The organism is Fusobacteria bacterium ZRK30 (genome assembly GCA_024628785.1).
Lineage (GTDB): Bacteria > Fusobacteriota > Fusobacteriia > Fusobacteriales > Fusobacteriaceae > Psychrilyobacter.
On sequence record CP102405.1, the window covers coordinates 2,016,807 to 2,042,596 of the forward strand.

The 25,790-nt window shown below is 32.4% G+C and carries 20 protein-coding genes; 8 read left to right on the forward strand and 12 right to left on the reverse strand.

What is annotated here, in order from left to right:
* Nucleotides 1–11 precede the first annotated feature (11 nt).
* The 8 genes from scpB to folE form a co-directional block, all read right to left on the reverse strand.
* Complete coding sequence (gene scpB, locus NRK67_14885; GenBank protein ID UUV18559.1) at nucleotides 12–557, reverse strand: SMC-Scp complex subunit ScpB; 546 nt, start codon at nucleotides 555–557, stop codon at nucleotides 12–14.
* The gene (locus tag NRK67_14890) at nucleotides 554–2,206 is read right to left on the reverse strand and encodes a hypothetical protein (protein UUV18560.1); all 1,653 of its coding nucleotides are present in this window, start codon (nucleotides 2,204–2,206) and stop codon (nucleotides 554–556) included. The genes scpB and NRK67_14890 overlap by 4 nt, the downstream gene beginning before the upstream one ends.
* Before the next feature lie 19 nt (nucleotides 2,207–2,225).
* Nucleotides 2,226–3,251 carry a rod shape-determining protein gene (locus NRK67_14895; GenBank protein ID UUV19951.1) on the reverse strand — a complete coding sequence of 342 codons (1,026 nt, stop codon included), beginning with the start codon at nucleotides 3,249–3,251 and terminating at the stop codon, nucleotides 2,226–2,228.
* Nucleotides 3,252–3,290: 39 nt separating this feature from the next.
* A complete protein-coding gene (locus NRK67_14900; protein ID UUV18561.1) occupies nucleotides 3,291–3,875 on the reverse strand; it encodes a Maf family protein in 585 nt (194 codons plus the stop codon).
* 2 nt (nucleotides 3,876–3,877) lie between these two features.
* The gene (locus NRK67_14905) at nucleotides 3,878–4,609 is read right to left on the reverse strand and encodes a hypothetical protein (GenBank protein ID UUV18562.1); all 732 of its coding nucleotides are present in this window, start codon (nucleotides 4,607–4,609) and stop codon (nucleotides 3,878–3,880) included.
* A 269-nt stretch (nucleotides 4,610–4,878) separates the two neighbouring features.
* Entirely contained in the window at nucleotides 4,879–6,261 is a 1,383-nt protein-coding gene (locus tag NRK67_14910; protein ID UUV18563.1) for a phospholipase D-like domain-containing protein, read from the reverse strand.
* Nucleotides 6,261–7,124 (reverse strand): lysophospholipase, encoded by an 864-nt coding sequence (locus NRK67_14915; protein UUV18564.1) that lies wholly within the window; start codon nucleotides 7,122–7,124, stop codon nucleotides 6,261–6,263. Before NRK67_14915 ends, NRK67_14910 begins: the two co-directional genes overlap by 1 nt.
* Before the next feature lie 142 nt (nucleotides 7,125–7,266).
* A complete protein-coding gene (folE, locus tag NRK67_14920) occupies nucleotides 7,267–7,827 on the reverse strand; it encodes a GTP cyclohydrolase I FolE (protein UUV18565.1) in 561 nt (186 codons plus the stop codon).
* Between the two features lie 295 nt (nucleotides 7,828–8,122).
* Between folE and hslU the strand changes: the two genes are divergently transcribed.
* The 8 genes from hslU to NRK67_14960 all read left to right on the forward strand — a co-directional run bounded on the left by hslU (nucleotide 8,123) and on the right by NRK67_14960 (nucleotide 19,135).
* Nucleotides 8,123–9,442, forward strand: coding sequence for an ATP-dependent protease ATPase subunit HslU (gene hslU / locus NRK67_14925; GenBank protein UUV18566.1), 1,320 nt, complete (start codon nucleotides 8,123–8,125; stop codon nucleotides 9,440–9,442).
* Nucleotides 9,443–9,471: 29 nt separating this feature from the next.
* Nucleotides 9,472–12,984, forward strand: a complete 3,513-nt coding sequence (smc, locus tag NRK67_14930) for a chromosome segregation protein SMC (GenBank protein UUV18567.1) — start codon at nucleotides 9,472–9,474, stop codon at nucleotides 12,982–12,984.
* Between the two features lie 12 nt (nucleotides 12,985–12,996).
* The gene (locus NRK67_14935; GenBank protein ID UUV18568.1) at nucleotides 12,997–14,676 is read left to right on the forward strand and encodes an ABC-ATPase domain-containing protein; all 1,680 of its coding nucleotides are present in this window, start codon (nucleotides 12,997–12,999) and stop codon (nucleotides 14,674–14,676) included.
* Nucleotides 14,677–14,715: 39 nt separating this feature from the next.
* Nucleotides 14,716–15,705: a tetraacyldisaccharide 4'-kinase gene (lpxK, locus tag NRK67_14940; GenBank protein ID UUV18569.1), complete on the forward strand. Its 990-nt coding sequence runs from the start codon at nucleotides 14,716–14,718 to the stop codon at nucleotides 15,703–15,705.
* 8 nt (nucleotides 15,706–15,713) lie between these two features.
* On the forward strand, nucleotides 15,714–16,448 hold the full coding sequence (locus tag NRK67_14945; GenBank protein UUV18570.1) for a hypothetical protein: 735 nt from the start codon (nucleotides 15,714–15,716) through the stop codon (nucleotides 16,446–16,448).
* A 125-nt stretch (nucleotides 16,449–16,573) separates the two neighbouring features.
* Entirely contained in the window at nucleotides 16,574–17,155 is a 582-nt protein-coding gene (nadD, locus tag NRK67_14950) for a nicotinate-nucleotide adenylyltransferase (GenBank protein ID UUV18571.1), read from the forward strand.
* A 41-nt stretch (nucleotides 17,156–17,196) separates the two neighbouring features.
* Nucleotides 17,197–17,544 (forward strand): cupin domain-containing protein, encoded by a 348-nt coding sequence (locus tag NRK67_14955; protein UUV18572.1) that lies wholly within the window; start codon nucleotides 17,197–17,199, stop codon nucleotides 17,542–17,544.
* Nucleotides 17,545–17,782: 238 nt separating this feature from the next.
* Nucleotides 17,783–19,135, forward strand: a complete 1,353-nt coding sequence (locus tag NRK67_14960) for an FAD-dependent oxidoreductase (GenBank protein ID UUV18573.1) — start codon at nucleotides 17,783–17,785, stop codon at nucleotides 19,133–19,135.
* 149 nt (nucleotides 19,136–19,284) lie between these two features.
* Here the strand turns inward: NRK67_14960 and NRK67_14965 are convergent, their stop codons facing one another.
* The 4 genes from NRK67_14965 to ftsH form a co-directional block, all read right to left on the reverse strand.
* Nucleotides 19,285–20,613 carry an amino acid permease gene (locus tag NRK67_14965; protein ID UUV18574.1) on the reverse strand — a complete coding sequence of 443 codons (1,329 nt, stop codon included), beginning with the start codon at nucleotides 20,611–20,613 and terminating at the stop codon, nucleotides 19,285–19,287.
* A gap of 151 nt (nucleotides 20,614–20,764) precedes the next feature.
* Nucleotides 20,765–23,056, reverse strand: coding sequence for a patatin-like phospholipase family protein (locus tag NRK67_14970; GenBank protein UUV18575.1), 2,292 nt, complete (start codon nucleotides 23,054–23,056; stop codon nucleotides 20,765–20,767).
* Nucleotides 23,057–23,130: 74 nt separating this feature from the next.
* Nucleotides 23,131–23,544: a HutP family protein gene (locus NRK67_14975; protein ID UUV18576.1), complete on the reverse strand. Its 414-nt coding sequence runs from the start codon at nucleotides 23,542–23,544 to the stop codon at nucleotides 23,131–23,133.
* Between the two features lie 64 nt (nucleotides 23,545–23,608).
* Nucleotides 23,609–25,597 carry an ATP-dependent zinc metalloprotease FtsH gene (gene ftsH / locus NRK67_14980; GenBank protein UUV19952.1) on the reverse strand — a complete coding sequence of 663 codons (1,989 nt, stop codon included), beginning with the start codon at nucleotides 25,595–25,597 and terminating at the stop codon, nucleotides 23,609–23,611.
* Nucleotides 25,598–25,790 lie beyond the last annotated feature (193 nt).

Consider the following 25,790-nt stretch of genomic DNA (forward strand, 5'->3'; position numbering starts at 1 on the left):
TTTTCTATTTTTTAATTTTGACTTTCATTTTTTGTTGTCTCTAATTCCTGCTTTATCTCCGTGTAATTCGGCAGCATCGTTAAATTATCTATATCTAAATAATTTAAGAAATTATCCGTTGTACTATATAAATTAGGTCTTCCAATTGTTTCTAATTTCCCACTAGAATATACCAGTCCCTTTTCTTCTAAATTATGGATAACTCTTTCTACACTTACCCCTCTTATAGATTCAATATGACTTTTCGTTACCGGTTGTTTATACGCTATTATAGACAGGGTTTCCATAGCTGCCCTGGATAATTTTTTAGGTTTACTCTCTTGATTGAAAAAATTATGAACTCTCTCCCCATATTTAGGATTAGTTTCAAAATATACCATTCCCTTTTCAATTTTTAAGTTTATTCCAGAATCTTTTTTTTCTTCTCCTAGTTCATCTAAGCATTCTACCATCTTTTCCATGTTTATATTATAAAATTTAGCCAATTCTTTTATCTCTAATTCTGAGGCTAAATATAACATAGCTTCTATCTCTTTTCCCAGATTTTCCCTATTCATTCTTCACTCCTATCATATATGGTGTTTAAATATTTAGATGTCAGGTATATATCAACACCATTAACCTCATATCTTTTTCCACCTTTCAAATAAATTTTATTCGGTATTTTCATAGCATTTTGCACAATATCTTCGTTGAGTTGTAATAAGTTAATATCTCCAAATTTCGATAAATCATTAAGATAAAGTCCCCCTAGCAGGCTTAAATTTGTTTCAACGTCTACACTTTTCTCACTACTAAAATAAGGGTATCTCTTAAAAATACTGTCACTATAAAGTTTATCTATCATTTTTTTTGTTTCCATATCATCATAAAATAGCAGGTACTCCCACTTAGAATAAGTATTTTTTTCGTCCAATACATGTTTTTTTATACCATCACCTGATATAAAATTTTTAAACAGATAGTTTTTTAACGACCCTTCCATATAAATATATTTCCTGTCACCATCTATCTCTCTATATAATTTCAAAAGGTTATAGGTATAATAATAGGTCTTAAACTCATAACCTTTTTCTAAGATATTTTTTTTGTTGAGGTCTTGTTTTACCCCTTCCACTATCTTTTCAATTTTTTTTCGAATTTTTTCCATATATTCAGCATAAAATTTAGTATCATCTGATTCTTTTAAATAACTCAGATATACATAAGCCTCTTGAACCTCTTCAGCGGTCAGCTTTGTTCTATTAAGATAAGAAAACTCCTCCTCTTTCTCAATTAACCTAGTCAAAATCTGCTCAGCATCATCAAAATATCCATATTTTATAAATGTAATGGCTGTATAAAGTAGATCTTTTGTTTTAGAGGTTTCCCTCAAACCTATATTTGTATAGTAGTCAAATCCATCGGTAGATGTTTTCAGATAGATCAAGAATCTCTCCATGATCTTTTGGGTTGTCCTGTCAAGACTTGAAGGTATCGGCTTTAACCATCCCTTCCAATATGTTTTTTCTAAAGACACCAGCCTTTCAGAACTTTCAAAAGATAAGAAATTCGGAGCTTTTTTATATCTAATTTGTACTATATCTGATTTCTCACGATCTGATAACCTTACTTTACTGGACATTATCATCCTTTGATCCCTGTATTTTATAGTTGATTTCTCTATTTTTTTTAATTTAACTACCTCTAAATCACTGGCCGGAACTATATATCCTATCATTGAATTTTTTAAATTTTTTATATAAATATTTTCATTGTATTTATAATAATCCTTTGTTTTTTTGTATTCGATTATTCCATTTCTATCTGACATATTAAAAAGGTATAAAAATTCCAGTGTTTCACCTTTTTTTACCTCATAGTTATTTATAATATAAAATGAATTTTTATCTACCATAGATGGTATATAAGTAGTTTTAATTTCCCCATATGGAAGTCTTGCAATAGTTTCAAATATATTTGTTTGAGGAATAAATCTTTTAGAAATTATATAATCCGATAAAAGATAATGTTCCCCCCTGTAATATATTCCAACTTCTATACTATCTATGTCGGGTTTATAGGTTTCCATATTCCCATTAAATCTAGTTATTTTATTATATTTTTCACTGTATTTAAAACTTAGCTCTCCATTGGAAGTTATGAATTCACTGCTCGAAAAAAGGAGGGTTTTTAGAATGAAAAAAAGTAGTATATTTTTTTTCATCTGCCCCCTCCCCTTTTATTTAATAATCTTTCTCTGGAGATATCAAAACACTCTTATATTCATCAAAATTTTGTAGCAATACCTCTATTCCATTCACTACACAATTTAACGGATTCTCAGAGGGTCTGACCTCTAGTTGAATACTTTCTGCTATTTTTTGATCTAAGCCTCTAATTCCAGCTCCTCCACCAGTTAATATTATTCCCTTCCTCTTAATATCTGCTGACAGTTCAGGTGGTGTTTTTTCCAAGACTAATTTTATCTCTTCAACTACCTTCTTTATTAGAGGCATTATTGCCTCCTGTACTTCCAATGAAGATATAATAACGTTTTTAGGTAAGCCATTTAAGATGTTTCTTCCACTTATCTCATAAGTTACCTCTTCATCTCCTGCCAAGGCAGTAGCTATATTAACCTTAATATCTTCAGCTGTTTTTTCCCCTATAAGCAGATCATGTCTCTGTCTTACATACTCCCCTATAGCTACGTCAAATTTATCTCCTGCAACTTTCAGTGAAGATGTTCTTACTATCCCCCCCAATGAAATTACAGCTATCTCAGTGGTTCCTCCACCTATATCAACTATTAAATTTCCTTCAGGATCAAAGATATTTATCCCTACTCCAATGGCTGCTGCCATAGGCTCCTCAATTAAGTAAGCTTCTCTGGCTCCCGCTTCTAATGTTACATCTATTACAGCTCTTCTCTCTACTTGAGAAACTCCAGCAGGAACACATATTACCACTCTGGGACTGCTCAAAAAAGTTCTTTTATGAACCCTTTTATAAAATTCACGGAGCATCTTTTCCGTTATTTCATAATCTGCTATTACACCATTTTTTAATGGTCTTATAGCTTCACAACTATCAGGAGTTCTCCCTATCATTTTTTTTGCCTTCTCCCCTACAGCAATTATATCTTTTGTTCTTGTATTTATAGATACTACTGATGGTTCATTTAATACTACACCTTTATTTTTTACACATACCAATGTATTTGCTGTTCCTAAATCTATCCCCAGGTCCTCTGAAAAAATCCCAAACATATTTTTAGTTAACTTTAATATTTTTAACATTTGATCCTCCTACAACTCTATTATGTTTTGTATTTTTATTCCATGTTCTTTTAGATCATCTACAAATTTCGAAATTGGAAATCCCATGACATTATAAAATTCTCCCTCTATCCTATCAATTAGTATTCCTGCTCCTACACCTTGTATCCCGTAAGACCCTGCTTTATCCATTGGTTCTCCTGTTTCTATATACCAATCTATCTCTTCTTTTGATATTTCTTTAAATTTTACAACAGTTTTATCAAAACTTGAAATAAATATTTCCTTACTTTTGTTTATTAGTGAATAAGCTGTTACAACTTCATGGGTCCTTCCAGATAAGTTGGTAAGTGTTGAAAATGCATCATGACAATCTTTCGGTTTCCCTAAAATTTTCCCGTCTAAGATCACCACAGTATCTGCCGATACTACAAATTCATCGGGATAGTTTTTTGCTACTTCTATTCCTTTTTTTACCGCTATGTCTACCACTTGTTCAATCAGATCCTCTTTGTCGCTTACTTCTTCTATTTCTGTAACAACTACCTCTATTTTTTTTATTCCAAAATTACTCAGAATTTCAAATCTTCTAGGAGATTTAGAAGCCAATATCATTTTTACACCTCTTCTGTTTTAAATTTAAAGTGCAACTGCCCTTCAGTCACCTTTTCTATCTCATCTGCTTTATTTTCTTCATCTATTTTTTTTTCTTTTAATTCTTTTTTTTCTACCAGGTCTATCCCGGTGATATTTAGCTGTTTCTCCATGGATCTTTTTTTCTTATTCTCCATCTTGTTTTTTAACTGTGAAATTCTTTCTTCTCTTTGCTTTTCAACTGTTTTTTCAATTACACTTTGCTTCTGTGCCTCTATTCTTTCAGTTTTTTCTTTTTCTAAAATTTGCTTCTTTATTCTTTTTTTCTCTTTTATTAATTTTCTTATCTTTTTTCGTTTTTCACGGTTCTCCTTGTGGTAGTAACTAAGTATTCTTCGGACTAGATTTCCCGCTATTTTCCCAAAAAGTATAAACGAAGAGAAAAATAGTATAGTTCCCGTAACTGCAATATTAATATTGACAGGCACTAAAAAATAAAATTTATATAGGATCATTGTTATTAACATCCCTAGGTTTTTATCCACATAAAGATATATGAAAATTCTTTTATCCAAACCCTCTTTTTCTAGATCAGCCACATGAAACAACAACTGCAAGTTACTCAGGCATATTAAAAAAACAAAGAAAAAATTAAGTCTCATTAGAAAGACTGTTCTTTTATTTGAATCCAGTATAAAATCCGAAAGGATACTTAATATCAAGTATGGAATCAAAACACTTTTAAAGTCGCCCAAAACCTCTCCTAAAGACCGGTAACTCCCACTTAAATATATTTCTTTTCCATCTGCAACATAAACATATATTAAAAATAATATTAAAATAATTTTTAATAAAACAAATAATTTCCTCTTCTTCTCCAAATCGACCATCCTATCTATCCAAAAATCGAACTTTTATTGTAATTTTATCATATGAGGTAGCAAAATACAAGTTTAGAACATCCAAATATCCAGTAAATACGCCAATAATATCTATAATTGTCCAATTTAAGTTTATTTAAAATTTAATAGGTTGAAAATCCACTTATATTTTGAATATCATATAAAAATTTATTACTTCTATACCCATCCTCTAACTTTTCTTTTTCTATAATATAGGTATCGTTATCATCGTTCCATAACATATCAAAATATTGTTCTATATCTATAGCCAATTTGGAATTTAAAGGAGCTACCACCCTTATATTGGTATCTAGAGTATAGTCTCTGATATTTCTCTTGGTCAAATTGGCTGATCCTCCATTTACCACCATCACATCAGAAGTTTTTATAACTACCAGCTTAGTGTGATATTGCTCCCCTGAAGATCTATACCATCTCACCTCTATCTTACCCTTACTTTTATCTATCAGCTTTTTACCTGTAACTTTATTTGGTATCCCTGTTTTCTTCATCCCGAATGCCTCTTTATTTTCATCCAATATCAATCTTATTTTGACACCTCTTTTCGCCGCATCAATTAATTTTTTTACAATCACTTTATCCCCTAAATAGAACATACCTATATAGATCTCATCCCCGTTTTGACTGTTATCTATATCTATATCCAAAGCTTTTCCTATCTTCCCCTCGGTGAGTAACTGTATCTTATATTGGCCCTCATTATGAAATTCAACTGCAGGCAGTTTCATTTTAACTCCTGATAATTCTCCTACAGCTTTTTCTGATTCTACCACTGAGTTTATTATTTCACCGTCAAATTTAAAGCCTATATTGGAATGATATCCACTGGCACTGTGGGGATTCGCCGAAGTTACCAAAGCTTCTTTTTCTGTCACCAATACCTTCCTATGATTCCCCTTTAAATTAATTAATTTTAAATAGGCCCTTATGGTTACTTTAGGAGCTTCCGGACTGAATGGGTTTGGAAGCCACCCATACTTTCCTGTTCCAAACCAACTGAAAAAATATCTCCAAAATGTCGAATATACGCTATTTGCCCCATTGGTTTCTGTAAGGTCGGTTAAAATAACTGTAATTCCATTTTTTTCCAACTTTTCTAACTCATTTGTATTATAAACACCGTAAAAAGTATTTATCTCGTCGGTTATAAAATATATCTTTATGTCTTTATTTTCCTTTTTCTTTTTTATTAGTGCTTTTTTTATCCCAGAAGATACTTTAGGAAAATTAAATTCACTGGCATTATATAAATTATTAAATAAAAATACATCCATAACTATAAATTCATCAGCATTTTCTATCATTTTTTCCATCTGGTTGAAAATTCTATGCTCTGTATAGACAATACCTTCTCTTCTATGGGTCAGATCATAATAAAATTCCACATTGTCTGTCTGGTAAGTTGGACTCTCCATAGATATATTTGGCGGGAGATTACTGCATCCAAAGAAAATCAAAAAGAACAAACTTATAACCCACTTCATCACACCGACCTCCTATCTAACCAAATCAAAAGGTCATCATAAACTTCACGTCTGTTTATCTCATTCAACATCTCGTGGCGACCTTCTTCATATAGTTTTAATGTTATATCACTGTATCCAAGTTTTTTATAAAATTTATATAATTTTTTCGTTCCAGCCCCATAGTTCCCTACAGGATCATCTGAGCCAGAAAAGATATATACAGGAGTTTTTTTATATTTTCTTTTATCCCCTACCTTTGATGATTCCTTCAAAAGATAAAATAAACCTTGAAAATAACTCGTATAAGGGGTAAATCCGCAGAAGGGATCACTTTCGTATGCTTCTATACTTTTTTCGTCCCTGGATAACCACCTGAATTTTTTATCTCCTGAGAATTTCAAGTTGTTTCTTCCAAATAACAATTTATTTAATATTATGTCCCTTTTATTTCGAAATAATAAAAGAAACCTTGATAAAGAATACCCGAATTTTATCGAAATTTTAGATGGCCTAGCAGATCCTGATAAAATAATTCCGTCATTCTTTATCCCTCTTTCCAATAAAATTTGAGTAATAAAGGATCCCATACTATGCCCCAATATAAATAGAGGCTTCTCATCTCTAATTTTTTCAATGGAATCCACAAGCTCCTCCAGAGAACTCTTAAACTCACCTTTTACCAATCCCAATCCCTCTAACTCTTCTATGTTATCCCCGTGCCCTTTGTGGTCTATCATAGCCACTCTGTACCCATTATCGTTCAGGTAATCAGCCACTTTTTCATATCTTTTTGAGTATTCAGCCATACCATGAATTATGAATATCGTTCCTTTTATAGTTACATCTGCAGGAGGCTCCCACAATCTAATTTGTTTTTCCATTTCTAATGTTCCTCCTACCTTCTATTATTAATTTAATTATATTGTAATTCTAAGATTTTTCCTAATTTGTATCAAGTTTTTTATTTTTCTAAAATAAAAAATGAGACCTGCTATTAGGTCTCATCTTACAATTAATTTTTCCCTACATGTGTTTTATCAATGACAGCGCTTCTTCCCTGGTTGCAAGGTTAGTTCTAAATATTCCCCTTACTCCAGATGTGATTGTCTTTGATCCTGGTTTTTGTATTCCCCTCATAGTCATACACATATGCTCTGCTTCTATTACAACCAATACTCCCTTTGCACTAAGTTTCCCCATTAAAGCTTCTACTATCTCACTATTCAGACGCTCTTGAAGTTGTGGTTTTTTAGAAGCTACATCCACTACTCTGGCTAATTTACTCAACCCTGTTACTTTTCCGTTTTCTGGGATGTAGGCTATATGTACCTTTCCATAAAACGGCAATAAGTGATGTTCACACAATGAATAAAATTGAATATCCTTCACTATCACCATATCGTTATGCTCTACATGGAAAAATACAGAAATTTCATCTGCCGGGTCCTTGTGTAACCCTCCACATATTTCACCAAACATCCTAGCTACTCTGTCTGGAGTCTCAAGTAACCCTTCTCTATTTATATCTTCTCCCATACCTTCTAGGATTAACTTTACTCCATCCATTATCTTGTTCTTATCCATAAAACTGCCTCCTCACTCTCTCACTCTCTTTTATAATTTTCATAAAGTGCTTATAGAAATATTCTTAATTTATAGTTTTTTATATTTTATCATATTTTTCATTTAAAATCACTCAAAATTACTCCTGAATAAATTGTAATTCCCTAAAAAAATAAAAATATCTGCCATAGTAAAATATTTTTCTAAAGAATAAAAAAACACTTTACTTTTCTCCTTATATTATGAACACATTTCTTGTAATAGCCACATAAATAGTATATAATATGTCGTTAGACACTGTTATGAGGAGGAAAAAATGAAAGAAAATTTAATCCCTAAAAAAATTGTAGAAGAATTAAATAAATATATAATTTCTCAAGAAGATGCAAAAAAAAATGTAGCTATTTCACTCAGAAATAGATATAGAAGAAAGCATATTTCAGATATGAAATTAAAAAATGAAATTACTCCTAAAAATATAATCTTAATAGGACCTACAGGTGTTGGTAAGACTGAGATTGCCAGAAGATTAGCCACTATTACAAACTCTCCATTTATCAAAGTAGAAGCTACTAAATATACCGAAGTAGGTTATGTAGGAAAAGATGTAGAATCTATGATAAAGGACCTTGTTTCAATCACTTTTAACAAATTAAAGTCGGAAAAAATAGAGATGTTGAGAGAAAAATACAAGGAATCTACCTTTCTTAAGGTAGCTAAACTTATAAAACCTTATGGTACGATCAACCCTGATGAAAAAAGTGCTTTGTTAGAGGAAGTAATATCTGGAAAGTATGATGATCAGGAGATTGAAATTGAAAAACACCAAAGTTCTGATGCTCCAATGATTGAAGTGTTTGCCACTGGAAATGAGCCGGAAGAAGATGGAGTAAAAGGTATTATCGATAATATTATGAGTTCTTTCCCAGGTGGGAAGAAAAAAATAGTTAAGATGAGCGTTAAAAACGCCATTGAATATCTTTTAAGAACTGAGATTGAACAAAATATAGACATGGAAGAATTGAAACCTCTAGCAGTAGAAAAAGTAGAGGAAGACGGAATTATCTTTATAGACGAGATAGATAAGATTGCCGAAAGGGAAGGCAGCAACAGTGAGGTTTCACGTCAAGGTGTTCAAAGAGATATCCTTCCAATAATTGAAGGTACCACAGTTATGACAAAATATGGTTCTGTTCGAACTGAACATATTTTATTTATTGCAGCCGGAGCCTTTACCCAGGCAAGTCCTAGTGATTTAATGCCTGAATTACAAGGAAGATTCCCTATAAAAGTGAGATTAAACACTTTAAATAAAGATGACTTTGTGAAGATTTTGACTGAAATAGACTTTAACCTGTTGACTCAATATCAGGAACTATTAAAAACTGATAAAGTTAACTTGAGTTTTACTAAAGGCGCTATAGATGAAATAGCAGAGATAGCTATCGATCTCAATGAAGACATTGAAAATATAGGTGCTAGAAGATTAGCAGGTGTTATTGAAAAAATATTAAATGATATCATGTTTGAAGCTCCCTATGAAAAAGAAACCGCTATAAAAATTGGAAAAAAAGATGTTGTTAAAATATTTAGCTATGATCTCGTAGAGGAGAACTTAGATAACTACATCCTATAAGGCAATCAAAAAAGAAGAGTGAGGAAAATATGTATTTAAAATGTATAGAAATAGATGGATTTAAATCCTTTGCAGATAAGATTAAACTTGATTTTGATATGGGAATAACCTCTATCGTAGGACCTAATGGAAGTGGAAAGTCTAATATACTAGATGCTATCCTATGGGTATTAGGAGAACAGTCATATAAAAATATAAGAGCTAAAGAGAGCAGCGACGTAATATTTTCCGGTGGAAAAAATAAAAAACCTAGAAGTACTGCTACTGTGTCACTCTATATAGACAACGAAGACAAAGTTTTAGAGATAGATGATGAAGTGGTCAAAGTGACAAGGAAGATCAATAAAAAAAGTGAAAATGAATACTATATAAATGATCAGAGATGCCGACTAAAAGATATCAACGAATTATTTTTAGACACAGGAGTGGGTAAAAGTGCCTACTCTGTAATTGGACAGGGGAAGGTCGAAAAGATAATCAGTGCCTCCAACAAAGAGATAAAAAGTATTATAGAGGAAGCCGCCGGGATAAAAAAAATAAAACTACGTAAAGACGAAGCTTTAAAGAAACTTGCTAAGGTAGAGTTAGAAACCGATAAAATAAACCTCATTGTCAATGAGTTGGAAGAGAATAAAGAAAAAATTGGTAAACAAGCTGAAAAGGCTATTAAATATAAGAAGTTAGATGACGAGATAAACACTTTAAAAAAATCTATCTATCTGGAAGAGTATCAAACCAATCAAAAAATTCTAGATGATCTATCTAAACAGAAACACAACTCAAGCCATGCCTTAAAAGAACTCGAAAAACAATTCACAGAAAAAGAAGCTACTTTGGAAGAAGTAAACAACAAAAGAAATCTTCTCAGCGATGAGATCAATACATTGACCGACAAAAATATTAATTTAAAAAAAGATGTGGATAAATTAGTCAATGATAAAGTTTTATACGGAGAAAGGATCAAAGGGTTCAATCGTGAGATCTGTAGTAAAAAAGAAAATTTAAAAAATTTAGAGGGTAAACTAAAGGATCAAACTAATGAACTGGACAGATTAAACTCTAAAAAAGATGTTGTTTTAGAAGAATTAAAAAACCTGGAAGGGGATAACCTAAAGTATGAAAAACAAATAGGTGATTTTGAACTTCTTCAAAGAGATCTAGAGATAGAGATTGGGGTACAAAAAGAACACGTTATGGATTCTGAAGTAGGCAGACTAAAATTGATCGCTGAAATAGAAAACTCTGAAAAAAGAACTAAGAGCAGTGCCAATAAGATTCGTGGATTAGATGAAGAAGCTGCGGAATATAATAAAAAAATTGAAAAATTAACCACTGAATTGAACCTACTAGAAAGTAAACAGAAAAATATTCAAACAGAGATAAAGAAGATTGATGATACTATTGAAGATGCTGAAAAACAAATAGACACCCTCAGTCAAAAGATGAATATAATTTACGACGAGAGGAAAGAAGTGGCTTACAACCTCAGCAGACAAGGTGCAAAATTAGAAAATCTAAAAAAATTAGAAGCTAATAATGAAGGATTTTTTAAAGGTGTAAAAGCTGTTTTAAATGCCAATATTGATGGTGTAGACGGAGCTTTTATAAGTCTTATTGATATCCCGGAACACCTTGAAACAGCTATAGAATCATCTGTTGGTGGATCGTTACAAGATATTGTCGTAAAAGACAGCGGGATAGCTAAAAAATGTATCTCCTACCTAAAACAATCAAATGGTGGTAGAGCTTCATTCTTAGCCTTTGACAGCATAAAATTAAATAATTCTAAAAAGACAATATCACAGGATGGCGTTCTAGGTTATGCCAGCGAGCTAGTCGGTTACGATTCAATTTATGATAAACCTGTAGAATTTGTATTAGGAAACCTTTTGGTAGTTAAATCTACAGATGTAGCTCTAAAAATATCCAAGGAAAACCTCCACCGCGGAAATATCGTCACTCTAGGAGGAGAGCTTATCTCAGGTAGAGGTCGTATCACCGGTGGACAGCATATAAAATCTGCCAGTTCAATTATCTTTGAAAGAAAAAAAGAAATAAAGAAATTAGATAAAATAGTCGGTGAATTGGATAAAAAACATAAAGAACTAGATAATTCATATGATACACACTCTAAACAAATGGATGAATATGAGAAAAAATTGGAAAACATCGATGATCTTAGAGTTGCAAAGGAAGACTCCTACCGGGAAATTTTAAGAAATCATACAGATCTTACAGACACTCATAGAAAAGAAACAAAAAAATTGAAGGTTATAGAGATGGAAAAAGTTGAAGAAACAAATTACATAAATGAATACAATAAACAACTTAAAAATGCTACTACCCAAAGATTTGATGTTGAGGCGTTTCTAAAAAAATCTAAAGATCGTTTGGCAGATAACAATAAAAAATTAATATCTCTTAAAACAGAAATAGAATTAGTTAATAAATCTTATTCTAATATAAAGATAAATTATTTAAATAAAAAGGAGCAAGTCAAGCAGCTAGAAAGGGAGATCCAAAGAAATAAAGGATTCCTCCAAGAGTTCCAGACTGAAAATAAAAAAACTGGATTGGAAATTGAAAAACTTAACTCAGATGTAATCAAATTAAATGAGAGATTAAATAATATCCAAAATGAATTCCATAATGAAAATATAAGATACGAAAAAGAATTTTTAGAAATTAAAGAGAAGAAGAAACTCCAAGAAGAGCTTGAAGCCATGGAAAAAAAAGAAATCTTAGCAGTTAAAAACATTGAAAAAGACCTTATATTAGGTGAGAACAAGATAAAAATTCTCATTGAAAAACTGGAAAAAACTATAAACTGGGTTACTCAAATAGAGGAAAAGCTGGCTGGTCTAGTAGATATAAAAGAGGTCCCTTTAGAATCAACTGTTGCAGAATCCAAGGAGATCCTCTATCGTTTAGAGGCAAGGCTCAAAGGGTTAGGTTTAGTAAATCTCTTAGCTATCGAAGAATTTACAGAACTGACAAAAAAACATGAGTTTATAACAGCACAAAGAGATGACCTTATCGTCAGTAAAAAAGCCCTTTTAAAATTAGTTGAAGATATTGAAAAAATTATTGAGACTAAGTTTTTTACTGCATATAAGGAAATCGATAAAAACTTCGAATATATGTGTAAAGAGGTCTTAAATAATTCCATCGGTAGATTACAGCTGGTTGATAATGAAAATATTCTTGAAAGTGGCATTGACTTAATGGTAAAATTTAAGAACAAAAAATCCCAGTCTATAACTTTACTCTCAGGGGGAGAAAAATCAATGGTGGCTATTGCCTTTATTATGGCACTATTTATGTATAAACCAAGCCCATTTACTTTCTTTGATGAGATTGAAGCAGCACTAGACGAAACTAACATAAAAAAACTTATTAGTAAGTTAAAGGAGTTTACCGACAGATCTCAGTTTATTTTAATTACACATAATAAGGAAACTATGAGACGTTCTGATACTCTCTATGGTGTTACTATGAATAAAGAATTAGGAGAATCCAAGATAATATCGGTAAGTGTATAAAAGAGAGGTAGAATGAAAAAATTAAAAGAAGCACTGAATAGGTTAGACGGAAAAAGTTATGGAGGCTATAAAGAGATTAGGGGAAGGTATAATTTTTTAGATTATACCTTAGAGATCTTGAGAGTTCAGGGAGATCCATTTGCTTCTCCATCACTTTTTTCTGTAGAGATAAACCTCTTAAAATATGATTATTCAAAGGATTATTATGATAATCCCAGCAAAAAAGTTGCTTTTGAGGACTATATCTTGAGAAAACTAAATAAATTGATTTCAAAATTGGGGAAAAGATCCGGTTCAGGTAAAAGCGGCCAGTTAAATATCCTCTCTCCTAAACAAGAAATTTTAAAGAGGTCAGCCGTTGAAATTATTGATGACACCCTCATCGTAAAATTTTATGGTGGACTTCCTGCTAACGGCAGAAGGATTGCCAGCAGAGGCGCTATTGGTATGATCTTTAATGAGATCCCTAAAATTTCTAAAGAACTAAAAATTACCAATGTAGGCTTAGAAAAATTAGAGCAGCATATTAAGACTAATTTAAAATCTGACTCCATAAGGCGTGCCATAAAAAAAGAAAATTTAATAGTTTTTATCGAGAATAATTCAAAGTTAGCCAGGACAAGCTCTATCGATGACAGGGTTTTAACAGATGGAATACCATTTAATACTCCTAAATCTTTAGAAGTTACCCTCCATCTGGACAATGGTGACATCGTCACCGGGATGGGAGTTCCTAAAGGAATTACCGTTATTACCGGGGGAGGATTCCACGGCAAGTCTACCCTGCTTACTGCTATTGAAAAAGGTGTTTATAACCACATTACAGGAGATGGTCGTGAAGGTGTTATTACCGACAGAGATACTGTAAAGATCCGGGCTGAAGACGGCAGATGGATTGATGGGCTGGATATCAGTAATTTTATAAATAATTTACCTCATAAAAAAGACACCCGTAATTTTACTACGGCAAACGCAAGTGGTTCTACATCACAAGCTGCCAATATAATGGAGGCTCTCGAACTAGGAGCTACGACTCTGCTGATCGATGAGGATACTACTGCTACAAACTTTATGGTAAGAGATCGAAAGATCCAGGAATTGATCTCCCACAAAAAGGAACCTATCACCCCATTTATAGAAAGAATCGAGTCTATGAGGGCTGAAGATCTTTCTGTTATAATTGTAGTTGGAGGGTTAGGAGATTATTTCTCCATGGCAGACAGAGTTATTATGCTGGATGAATATAAGATTTTAGATGTCACTAAAAAGGCAAAACTCATCTCTGAAAAATTTGAAAATTCAAATGTTAGAGGAGTTACTGAAAAATTTAATATACCCTTTAGAAAACTGGATTCCCAGAAGACAAAAAGGTTATTTAATTCAGACCGTTGCAAGGTAAAGACCAGAGGTCTAGATGAACTCCTGATAGACAGGGAGAGTATCGACATTCGTAACTTAGAACAATATGTTGAAAATGGTCAGGTAACATTCACCGGTGAGATCATTCGAAAGGTATTTTCCCAATGTGGACATGGAACTTTTAAGGATAAGTTAGAGAAAATACAGACAGAGATAGATAAAAATAATTTAAGTAAGTTATTAAAAAGTAATAGCGGAAGTCTGGTCGAATCCAGAAAATATGAGATCGCAGGTGCTATTACCAGATTACGTAAAGATATATTTAAAAAATAATTATTATGAACAAAAAAAATAGTCGAAAAGAGGAATAACATGGAACTTTTAGCGTACCTATATCATTTAATAACAAATTTTAGAAATAGATTATATGACAAAAAAATCTTTAAGTCTAAAAAAATAGACGATATAGATATTTTTTGTGTTGGAAATATTACAGTAGGCGGGACAGGAAAGACCCCTACTGTACAATATCTAGTTCAAAAATTTTTAGATGAGGGAAAAAAAGTCGCCATAGTATCTAGGGGGTATAAGGGAAAAAGAAAAGTTGACCCCATGATCGTTAGTGATGGAAAAAACATTTTTGCAACAACAAAGGAAAGCGGTGATGAACCTCTTTTACATGCTATCAATACAAAGGTTCCAATAATTGTAGGCCGAGACAGATATTCAGCCTGTATGTTAGCCAAAGAACATTTTGATATAGATACAATTGTATTAGATGATGGTTATCAGCATAGGAAACTAGAAAGAGACTGCAACATTGTTTTAATAGATGCTACCAACCCATTTGGCGGCGGAAGACTCCTGCCGCTGGGGACACTTAGGGAAGATTTAAAACAACTTAAAAGAGCAAATGAATTTATCATTACTAAAGCTGATCTTGTAGATGATAGAGAGATAAAAAAGATTAAGAAATACCTGTCTAAATACAAGAAAAATATCTCAGTAGCCAAATATGGAGTAGTTTCTTTAAAGGACCTTAAGGGAGACAGAAAACCACTTTTCTGGGTAAACAAAAAAAAGGTATTATTATTCAGCGGATTAGCCAACCCTCTAAACTTTGAAAAAACAGTGATCTCTCTTATGCCTTCTGCAACTGACAGGATGGATTTTTTAGATCACCACAACTTTAAAGAAAGAGACTTTAAAAAGATAATGAAAAGAGCAGATGAGATGGGAGCAGACTTTATAATAACTACAGAAAAAGATATTGTAAAACTTCCGCAAAATTTTCATATGCCTAGAACGTATGTACTGAAAGTAGAATTAACTATGTTAGAAGATAATCTGTTTCAAAAGTAGGAGGAAAAATGTTTCAAATAGACGATATAAGAGAAAAAAATATAGATAAATTTTGTGAAATTTATCTTACAGGTGGAAAATTAAAATTAATTGAAGCTATTGCAGAAGGGTTAGGAAAAAGATCATATTTTACTATCGATTGTGGTGGAACTATTAAAAAAAAGCCAATGAATCATGCTCTCCCACTTATAACAACTATAAATAATGATAACTATAAAGAGATCATAGAGACTCTTTTAGAAAAAATGGTCGATCTGACTCAAAGGGAAAAGATAAAAAAGATAGAAAGATTATCTAAATATTCTATGGATACTTTAACTAATAATTTCAATAAAATTATGGCAAGTGGAGATAGGATATTTGGTCTTAAATATGGAAAAGAGCTGTTTTTAAGAGATAAACAATTATTTTTTAAGATGCTGTTTGACTATATTTTATTAGAGGATATCGAGAGTGAAAAATCAACTATGGCTTGGAGTTTATACCAGCTGATGAAGGACAGTGATTTTTCAGATGAAGTATTTTATGTGGGGATCTCATATATCCTGCAAAAAAGATCTGAATTTAGGGATTTTGAGAGGGTAAGAACTACCAGTTTTACTCCTACATCTAAGGTAGAAGTAATCGCAGCATCTAAAGTTATGGGTTCTTTAGAGATCTCTAGTTATGGAATGATCCTAAATGAATTTACATATAAAAAAGAAGATATCTATACAGAGATCTTAAAGGAAAAATTAAAATAATAGCAACGTGACGTTCCAAATAAATACAATTCATGAAATTTATAATTTCCTAGATAATAAAAAACTTAGTCACAAATTACACAGATTATAGATACAAAGAGAAGATAAAAAAAGGATGTTAATATATGGATAATAATAAAATTATAGAAAAAATAGGGATTTTCGGGGGAAGTTTCAACCCTATCCATAGGGGACACATAGAGATGGCAGACCTGGCTATTAAAGAACTTAATTTGGATAGATTATATATCGTACCTGTAGGAACTCCATCTCATAGATGTAACAAGGAATTTGTCAGTGGTCATGACAGAATGGCCATGATAAAATTAGCCTGCTCAAAGAACAAAAAGCTCTATCCCTGCGATTATGAGATCAAATCTGAAAAGGTATCCTATACCTATGATACCCTCCTCAAAATCGTAGAGATCCATCCTGACAGCCTTATCTATGAAATCATAGGGGAAGATTCAGCAGAGTATCTAACCAGCTGGAAAAATTATAATGAGATGATTGATCTCTGTAAATTTGTTTTTTTCAAAAGAAAGGGCTATCAGTCTACTACCAATGGCCTTCTGACCATTGAAGCACCACTATTTGATCTCAGTTCTACTGTAATCAGGGAAAAAATAAAAAACAACGAACCATTAGATAAATATATAGTCCCAGAAGTAGAGGCATATATAAGAGAACATCGATTATATAGATAAATTCAAGTTTAAATTTTACAATAAGTATAAGGGGGCTGAATATGATAATCAAAGAATGTGAAACAAAGAAAGTAACCAGTGAAAAACCTCGTGGCGGGAATGGTCTCATCCACGGAATGCAATATCTTGTAGGAGATGAAATAACTAATAAGGTAAAGATAGTTATGGCAAATGATCTTGAGGTAGGAGCTATGATAGGAGAACATTCTCATATAGATGACGAGGAATTTTACTATATTATAGAGGGGCAAGGTCAAGTTATCGATGATGGTATTACAAAAGAAGTTAGTGCTGGAGATCTGGTTTATACAGGATCTGACCACTCCCATTCATTAAAAAATACAGGAGATACAAAATTAAAATTTTTAGCTTTCATAGTTGAAAAGTAAGGAATATGACGTTCCATTCAATTAGAAAAATCTAAGATTTTATGAACTTTTATTCATTAAAAATATCTGCAACTTTCTAAATAAATAAAAAGAGGATGACTCAAGTAGAAAATTTACTTATGAGTTTTCCTTTTTTTTTAGAAAAAATTTGACATGCAGTATATTCAATGATATATTAATCACATAAGATGTTGTAATCAATATAAAATTATAATTAAAACAAAAGGAGAGTATAACTATGAAAAAAGAGAAAGTAGTAGTAATTGGAACAAACCATGCAGGAACTCATTCTATCCTTGAGATTGCTAATAAATATAAAGATACCCATGAGGTAGTTACATATGATAAAAATGATAATATATCATTTTTAGGATGTGGAATGGCTCTATGGATTGGTGGAGTAATTGATTCTGGAGATGGATTATTCTACGCTACTCCTGAATCACTATGCGAAGCTGGAGCAGAAGTTCACATGAAACATGATTTTAAAAATGTAGATTTTGATAAAAAAACTATAGAGATAGAGGACCTGGAAAGTGGAGAGATGAAAACTGAAACTTATGATAAACTTATCTTTGCAATCGGATCATGGCCTATCTTACCTCCTTTACCGGGACATGATTTAGAAAATATTATATATGCTAAAATCTTCCAAAATGCACAAGGAGCTATTGAAAAAATAAAAGATCCATCTATTAAAAAAGTTACCGTTGTAGGAGCTGGATATATCGGAATTGAATTGGTAGAAGCTTTCAAAGAAAATGGAAAGGAAGTTACTTTAATCAATGATATGGATGTATTAAATAGATATTATGATTCTAATTTCCAAGAGATGATGAGATCTAACTTGGAAAAAAATGGGATCATTATGAAATTAGGAGAAACTGTTACTGAATTTAAAGGTGATGGAAAAGTAAGTAAAGTTATCACAACTAAGGGGGAGTATGATACTGACCTGGTTCTTATGTCAATTGGATTCAAGCCTAATACTGGAGCTTTAGCAGATACAGGGATCGAATTAAGCCCTAGAGGAGCTATCCTTACTAACAACAGGATGGAGACAAATATTAAAGATGTCTACGCTATAGGAGACTGTTCTACTGTATACAACAATGCATCTGAACAATTTGAAAACATTGCTCTTGCAACAAATGCTGTAAGAACAGGGATCGTTGCAGGGCACAATGCTTGCGGTACACCACTTGAGATGCAGGGAGTACAGGGATCAAACGCAATCCATATATTTGGGTTGACACTATGCTCTACTGGATTAACTGAATCTGTAGCAAAAAGTTTAGGAATGGATGTTGAAACAGTTGAACACACAGATTTAATCAAAGCTTCTTTCATGCCTGAAAATGATGAGATCACAGTAAAAGTAGTCTGGGAAAAAGAAACAAAGAGAATTATAGGAGCACAAATGGCATCTACTTCAGATATCACATTAGCACTACATTTCTTCAGCTTAGCTATCCAGGAAAAATATACTATTGATAAGTTAGCACTTACAGATACATTTTTCCTACCACACTTTAACCAACCACATAACTTTATTACAAAAGCTGGTTTATTAGCACTAGGTAAATTATAAAAAATATAGAAGAGGCTCTTTGAGCCTCTTTTTTTAAGTTGCCAATTTATTGCTTCTCTTCCCTTGGAAATTAAATAGAAATATATGATGCTATATAAAAAACGTAAATTTTAAAAGCTCCTAATCTAAGATTAGGAGCTTTTTTTTTACTATTTTTTCCTATAAAATGGAATTCCAGACAAAACTATAATTATAGAATATAACATATAATACGGCTGGTTTACTGTTGCACTTATTGTGATCCCTAGTCCACCAATTGCAGCTAATACCGGTATAATTGGGTATAACGGAACTTTATATGGTCTCGCTAAGTTAGGTTCTCTCTTTCTTAATATAATCAATCCTATAAATAACACTGAATAAAAAGCCCATATAATAGCTACTGGAATATCAGCAAATATGTCAATACTCATCCCTATTACAAATGGTGCTAAAAGGTATAAACCACTGATTACAAATATTAAAAACCCAGATTTCAATGGTGTGTTAAATCTTGTACTTACTTCTGAAAAATGATTTTTCATGGGGAAATGTCCCTCAATAGCTAAGGTATAAGGGAATCTTATAGCTGCTAGAGTTAACCCATTTAATGTTCCATATGCAGATATAACTATACCACCAAAGATAGCTTTAGTTGCAATTGGTCCAAATAGAAGATTAGCTGCTCCTACTGTCCCTTGTTCTGCTAATAAATTAGCCGGTAAAGTCTTAAGTAAAGCAATATTTAATCCCACGTATAAAACTATAATCAGACCTAATCCAAAAATAATTGCCTTAGGTAAGTTTTTCGTTGGATTTTTTACTTCTCCACCTATACTACAGGCTAACATCCACCCATCATAAGCAAACATTACAGGTACCAATGCTGCTAACACCAAACTTATACTAAATGGTGAATCTACTCCTGGTGCCACACTAAATGGTGTTGGGTTTGATCCATTTAATAAACCGAAGATGAGTAATCCTGCCAATGGAATTATTTTAATTGCTGTTATCAAAGTCTGCAATCTACCACCAGATTTAGCCATAAATAGATTTATAAGAAAAACCGATAAAAACGCAGGAATAGATATCATAGCTACATTTATAGGAGTACTCTCTATTCCTAAAAATATAGTCGCAAAGAACCCGGTATAGTATGCTAATACTGCTACTAATCCCGGCAGATATAAAACCACATGCATCCATCCAGTCATAAATCCGGCAAAGTCTCCATAAATTCTTCTAATATAAGCTACTAATCCACCAGTCTCAGGGATAGCTGCTCCTAATTCTGCTGCTGTCAACCCTGCTAAGACAGTAATAGTTCCACCTAATATCCATGCTAATATAGCCACTGTCGGATTTAAACTTGCCGCTTTTAATATAGCTTCTGCCTTAAAAAATATTCCTATTCCAACTACTATTCCAATTACCATTGCTGTTGCTACTGACAGCCCGTATTTCTGTTCTAATTGAACTTCTTTTATTTCCTTCACTAATACCACACTCCTAATTTTATACTTTTATATCTAATTCCTACTCTAATACTCTAATACTTTATTCTACATTTTAGATATAAAAAACTTTAGTTATTTTATCATGAATTCAAAGATAAGTCAATTTCCATGTCTTTAGCCTCTTAGCATTTTAAAATTCATAGCCTAGAAACAGCGAAAATAGCATCCCATCTGAATCCACATCATTTGATGCTACAAATTCTAAGGGTCCAACTATAGTATCTAGTCCCAGGCCAACCCCTGCTCCCCGCTTAAAGTCTTCTCCCAGGTTCCCCTCTTCACCTTTCAATGAAAATTTAGGGTTACTATATGTAACAACATTATATTTTACATTGATATATATAGTTCTATTGATCTTATACCTCAGATTAATTCCACCCATATAAAATTCATCTACATGTTTTCTCATGGCATTCATCCCATAAAAAGAGAACTGATTTGTATCTTCGTGGTTTCTTAATCCACCTATTTTAAAATACTCATTTTCCGGTATGTTCCCCCCATTCATCTTTCCACCTGAGACAGCTAACTCTATATTAAACTTTTCATTTATGGGTATATATTTATGCAGATCATACAATCCTCCATAAAATTCTACATCTCCAACACCTTTAATATCTCCTCCAGAGAATAATTCCATACGGTTATTTGCGCCACCATTTGAAAAATAAGTGTTGTCCCTTGTATCTGTAGTTATAAATGTTCTATTTTTTACATATTCCCACGATGAACTAGAAATAAAATCCTTACTACCGCTGGTATATTCATTTTTAACTCCTATATAGTAAAATTTAGTAGCTAATAGATAGGAGTTAAATAAAGCAGTTCCTAAACCGCCGCTTATATAAAGTTTATAGTTATTATAATCTGAGATTTTATCATTTTTATCATATATAAACAACGGATCGGTGATTAAACCTAAATTTATTATTCCTAAATACTGGGACTCCTTAAATCTATAGTTTGTAATATTTTCAAACTCTACTTTAGGATATTTTGATATCTCAGCCATAATCATAGACTCATTGTCAAATAAACCATAATTTTGAATATCAGTAGCTATCCTCAATGCTGCTCCAAAATCATGGCTGTAGTTAAGCCCTAACCTCAGATGCCTACCTTCATTTTCTTTCACATTTATTATTAATTTATTATCCTCTATCACATAAAAAAACCTATTTATTATATCGACTGCCTTTAGTTTATCCATCCACAGGGTCATCTCTCCAACAGTATATTCTCCCGGAACTCTCTTTCCTGAGATTCCCAAAACTTTATCTAAAGTCAAACTTTTATTCCCTATAAGTATTACCTCATCTATCTTTACCTTTATTTCTTTATCATCAATATTCTTTAAATTTTGTTTACTTTTTTCTTCATTGCTGCTCAATTTGACCAATTCTTCCCTGTGTTGTTTTGTCTCATCCTCTCCTTTTTTCACAAGTTTTTCTAGGCCTGTAAAATCAGCTATAGAGTGATCTTTCACATCTGGTACAATCAATATATCCGCTAATTCTTTAGCTTTTTCAAATTGTGTCTCACTTTTATAAGTTGTCATCTTCTCCAAGACCTCAAAAATATTTGAATTATCTTCAATCATATTGGAATCTGCACTTATATCTACAGCAATCACAATGTCTGCTCCCATTTCAATTACTTCTCTCACGGGTAAATTTTCAACCAATCCTCCATCAACATAGTATTCTCCATTATCCTCTACCGGATCTAAGATCGTTGGTATAGCCATACTCATGAAAACAGCTTTAGCTAAATCACCTTCTCCAACAACATATCTCCCTCCAGTATTAATATTTGTAGAGACTGCCCTAAATGGAATCTTCAGGTCATCAAAATTACCTACACCTTCAACCCTCATAAAGAGTGATTTTAGCTCTAAATAAAAGGCCTCTCCAGTCAATACTCCCTTTGGAAGTTTCAAATTATAATTTTCATCCATCTCCAAATTAAATATATATTTTTCTTTTTTAGTTTTAGATTTCAAAGAAGTATGCTTCCTAGCCTGCTTATCATTTTTAAAAGAATCCCAGTCTATGTTAAATATAATAGTTTCTATCTCATCTGCTGTATAACCTACTGCATAGAGAGCTCCTACAATACTCCCAAAGCTTGTTCCGGTTATATAATCTATATGGATATTATACTCTTCTAACATCTTTAAGACCCCTACATGAGCCACCCCCTTGGCTCCTCCTCCACTGAGAACCAAACCAATTTTAGGAGAATTTTCCATTTTTTCATTTTTTTCTAAGAGCTCAGAGTACAAAATTTTTAATTCTTCTAATTCTGTTTCCTTACCCGATATCTTCTGTTCCAATATTTTTACTTTGCGATCTCCCATCTCCTCTGAATATCCTATTAAAAAGATCAAGCCAAATAAAATAATAATAATTTTAAGCCTCATAATCTCCCCCTTGTGTCGTAGGATATTCATCACAGAGTATAAACATTATGAATCCATATCTCTTCTCTTTTATCCTATGAATTTATTATTCTATGTGCCGTGGCAATAGCTACTTCATTTAGGTGTAATATCCCAATATTTAGTAGTACTGCTACAGAAATATCCTCATCTATTTTAACCAATGAGATCTTCCCTCCTACATTAAAGCCGTTTGTTTTACTACTCACTTGATTTAACGCATCTCTTACAGCTCCTACTATGATTCCATTATGACTTCTATTGTCGTCTACCAATCCATTTTTTATTGCAGCTACTATGGAGTTTTCTATTATTTTAATGGTCATATCCGGCATCTTCCCTCCTATATTTACAGCTGCTGTTAATATTCCATCTTTTTTGTATTCTTCCTTTAATTTTTTCTCCTCTTCCCTAGTTGTCAACACCATCTTTATAGCTATTTTAGAAATTTCATAACTTTTTTCCTTCATTTTTTTCCTCCTATTTTTATTTTCTTAGAAAAAGGGCTACCCTTTTTGAGGTAACCCTTTTATATTATTTCTCTTCTTCTATATCTGTATCTATTTTTTTCTCTTCCACTTCACCTTCGATTTCAGTTTCAGTTTGATTTTTATCAATTTCTAAAGGAGAGTTATCTGAATCAGAAGTTATTTTTTCTTCTTCTTTGTTAGTTAACTCTTCTTTCAGTTCATCTATCCCTTTAGCGACTACATCTTCTAATGGTTTTAATGGTTCTAATTCTCCTCCATCCATAAGAATATTAAGTTCTTCTCCGGTTATTGTCTCTCTTTCCAATAACGACTTAGATATCTTATCTAAAAGATCATAATTATCTCTCAAAGTAGTTTTAACCTCATCATAGGCATCATTGATCATCTTTCTGATCTCTTCATCTATTGACTTAGCTGTTTCTTCTCCGTAGATCTTATTTTGGAACATATCCCCCTCTTTAGTAGCATCTAATAAGATAGGTCCAAATCTATCAGACATCCCTAATTTAGTTACCATAGCATGGGCTATCCCTGTAGCTCTTTCTATATCATTACTAGCTCCAGTTGTAATATCTCCAAAGACTACCTCTTCAGCTGCTCTACCACCTAATAATCCTCTTATATCAGCCAGATATTCTTTTTTACTTCTCAAATATCTATCCTCTGTCGGTAAACTCATTGTATAACCAAGAGCTGCCATTCCCCGAGGTACTATAGTTACCTTATGAACAGGATCTACTATATCTTTATAAAAAGTTTGAATCATTGCATGTCCAACTTCATGATATGCAACTATATGCTTTTCCTTTTCTACCGTTACCCTTGATTTTCTAGCAGGACCAATAGATACTTTTTCAGATGCTTCCTCTAAATCTTCCATCATGATGATATCTCTATGCTGTCTAGCTGCTAATATAGCCGCTTCATTTAACAAGTTAGCAAGGTCTGCTCCTACAAATCCAGGAGTTTTTTTAGCTAATGTATGTAAATCTACATCTTTTCCTATTTTTTTCCCTTTAATATGTACATGTAATATAGCTTCTCTTCCCTTGATATCAGGTTTATCTACAACAACCTGTCTATCAAATCTTCCCGGTCTCATAAGAGCTTTATCTAAGATCTCTGGTCTATTAGTTGCAGCAATTACTATTATAGTTTCCTCAGTACTGAAACCATCCATCTCTACTAGAAGTTGATTTAAAGTTTGTTCCCTTTCATCGTTTCCTCCACCTTGACCAGACCCTCTCTTTCTACCTACTGCATCTATCTCGTCGATAAATACGATACAAGGTGCTGCTTTTCTAGCTTTATTGAATAAGTCTCTTACTCTAGAAGCACCTACTCCTACGAACATCTCTACAAACTCAGAACCAGATATAGTAAAAAACGGCACTGCGGCTTCCCCAGCTACTGCTTTTGCCAATAGAGTTTTACCTGTTCCAGGTGACCCTAATAACAGGACACCTTTAGGTATGCTGGCTCCTATTTTTTTATATTTTTCAGGTTCTTTCAAGAAATCTACAACTTCAACTAACTCCTGCTTAGCTTCCTCAATCCCTGCTACATCATCAAATTTAACATTGGATATATTTTCACCGTTGTCTTTAGCTCTAGATTTACCCATATTAAATACACTAGGACCACTGCTTCCTCCGCCCTTCATCTTATTCATCATGAATATCCAGATTCCAACTAATAATAGCATTGGGAACCATGAGATAAGTATTTGGACAATAAGTGGTGTTTTAGCCGGATCTTCAGACTTTATCTCAACACTTGTCTGAGTCAAAGCTTTCATAAGATTATCATCTTGTGAAACTCTGTTAGATATCATTCTGGCTCTAAAAGCTGATGTATCTTCTAATTGCTGTTTTCCGATTACATAGCCTTCTTTTTCTTGAACTACCTTAAATTCCCCATTGTTAGCTTTTTTCAAAAATTCTGTATAACTAATTACTTTTTGATCTTTTGTTTTAGCACTGTCCATCATTGACGGCAATGACATAATTATTGTAACAACAAATAATAACATTACTACTGTCTTAAAGTTAAATTTCTTTTTAGGTTCTTTTTTTGGTTCTTTATCTCCATTTTCATTATTACTTTTTCTTTTTTTCTTTTTTCTCATTCCATATTTTAACCTGTCTTTAAGCTCATTTTTTCTCTCTTCTAATTCGTTGTACTCAGTGTTTTTATCTTCTCCATTTTCCTTCTTTTTTTCATCT

Bases quoted from the DNA above. Each gene is read 5' to 3' on its own strand.
- folE (UUV18565.1), bottom strand. From the start codon at position 7,827: ATGGATAAGAACAAGATAATGGATGGAGTAAAGTTAATCCTAGAAGGT.
- lpxK (UUV18569.1), top strand. From the start codon at position 14,716: ATGGAACTTTTAGCGTACCTATATCATTTAATAACAAATTTTAGAAAT.
- scpB (UUV18559.1), bottom strand. From the start codon at position 557: ATGAATAGGGAAAATCTGGGAAAAGAGATAGAAGCTATGTTATATTTA.
- NRK67_14945 (UUV18570.1), top strand. From the start codon at position 15,714: ATGTTTCAAATAGACGATATAAGAGAAAAAAATATAGATAAATTTTGT.
- NRK67_14900 (UUV18561.1), bottom strand. From the start codon at position 3,875: ATGATATTGGCTTCTAAATCTCCTAGAAGATTTGAAATTCTGAGTAAT.
- NRK67_14890 (UUV18560.1), bottom strand. From the start codon at position 2,206: ATGAAAAAAAATATACTACTTTTTTTCATTCTAAAAACCCTCCTTTTT.
- ftsH (UUV19952.1), bottom strand. From the start codon at position 25,597: ATGTTATTATTTGTTGTTACAATAATTATGTCATTGCCGTCAATGATG.
- NRK67_14915 (UUV18564.1), bottom strand. From the start codon at position 7,124: ATGGAAAAACAAATTAGATTGTGGGAGCCTCCTGCAGATGTAACTATA.
- NRK67_14935 (UUV18568.1), top strand. From the start codon at position 12,997: ATGAAAAAATTAAAAGAAGCACTGAATAGGTTAGACGGAAAAAGTTAT.
- hslU (UUV18566.1), top strand. From the start codon at position 8,123: ATGAAAGAAAATTTAATCCCTAAAAAAATTGTAGAAGAATTAAATAAA.
- NRK67_14975 (UUV18576.1), bottom strand. From the start codon at position 23,544: ATGAAGGAAAAAAGTTATGAAATTTCTAAAATAGCTATAAAGATGGTG.
- nadD (UUV18571.1), top strand. From the start codon at position 16,574: ATGGATAATAATAAAATTATAGAAAAAATAGGGATTTTCGGGGGAAGT.
- NRK67_14895 (UUV19951.1), bottom strand. From the start codon at position 3,251: ATGTTTGGGATTTTTTCAGAGGACCTGGGGATAGATTTAGGAACAGCA.
- smc (UUV18567.1), top strand. From the start codon at position 9,472: ATGTATTTAAAATGTATAGAAATAGATGGATTTAAATCCTTTGCAGAT.
- NRK67_14970 (UUV18575.1), bottom strand. From the start codon at position 23,056: ATGAGGCTTAAAATTATTATTATTTTATTTGGCTTGATCTTTTTAATA.
- NRK67_14955 (UUV18572.1), top strand. From the start codon at position 17,197: ATGATAATCAAAGAATGTGAAACAAAGAAAGTAACCAGTGAAAAACCT.
- NRK67_14910 (UUV18563.1), bottom strand. From the start codon at position 6,261: ATGAAGTGGGTTATAAGTTTGTTCTTTTTGATTTTCTTTGGATGCAGT.
- NRK67_14960 (UUV18573.1), top strand. From the start codon at position 17,783: ATGAAAAAAGAGAAAGTAGTAGTAATTGGAACAAACCATGCAGGAACT.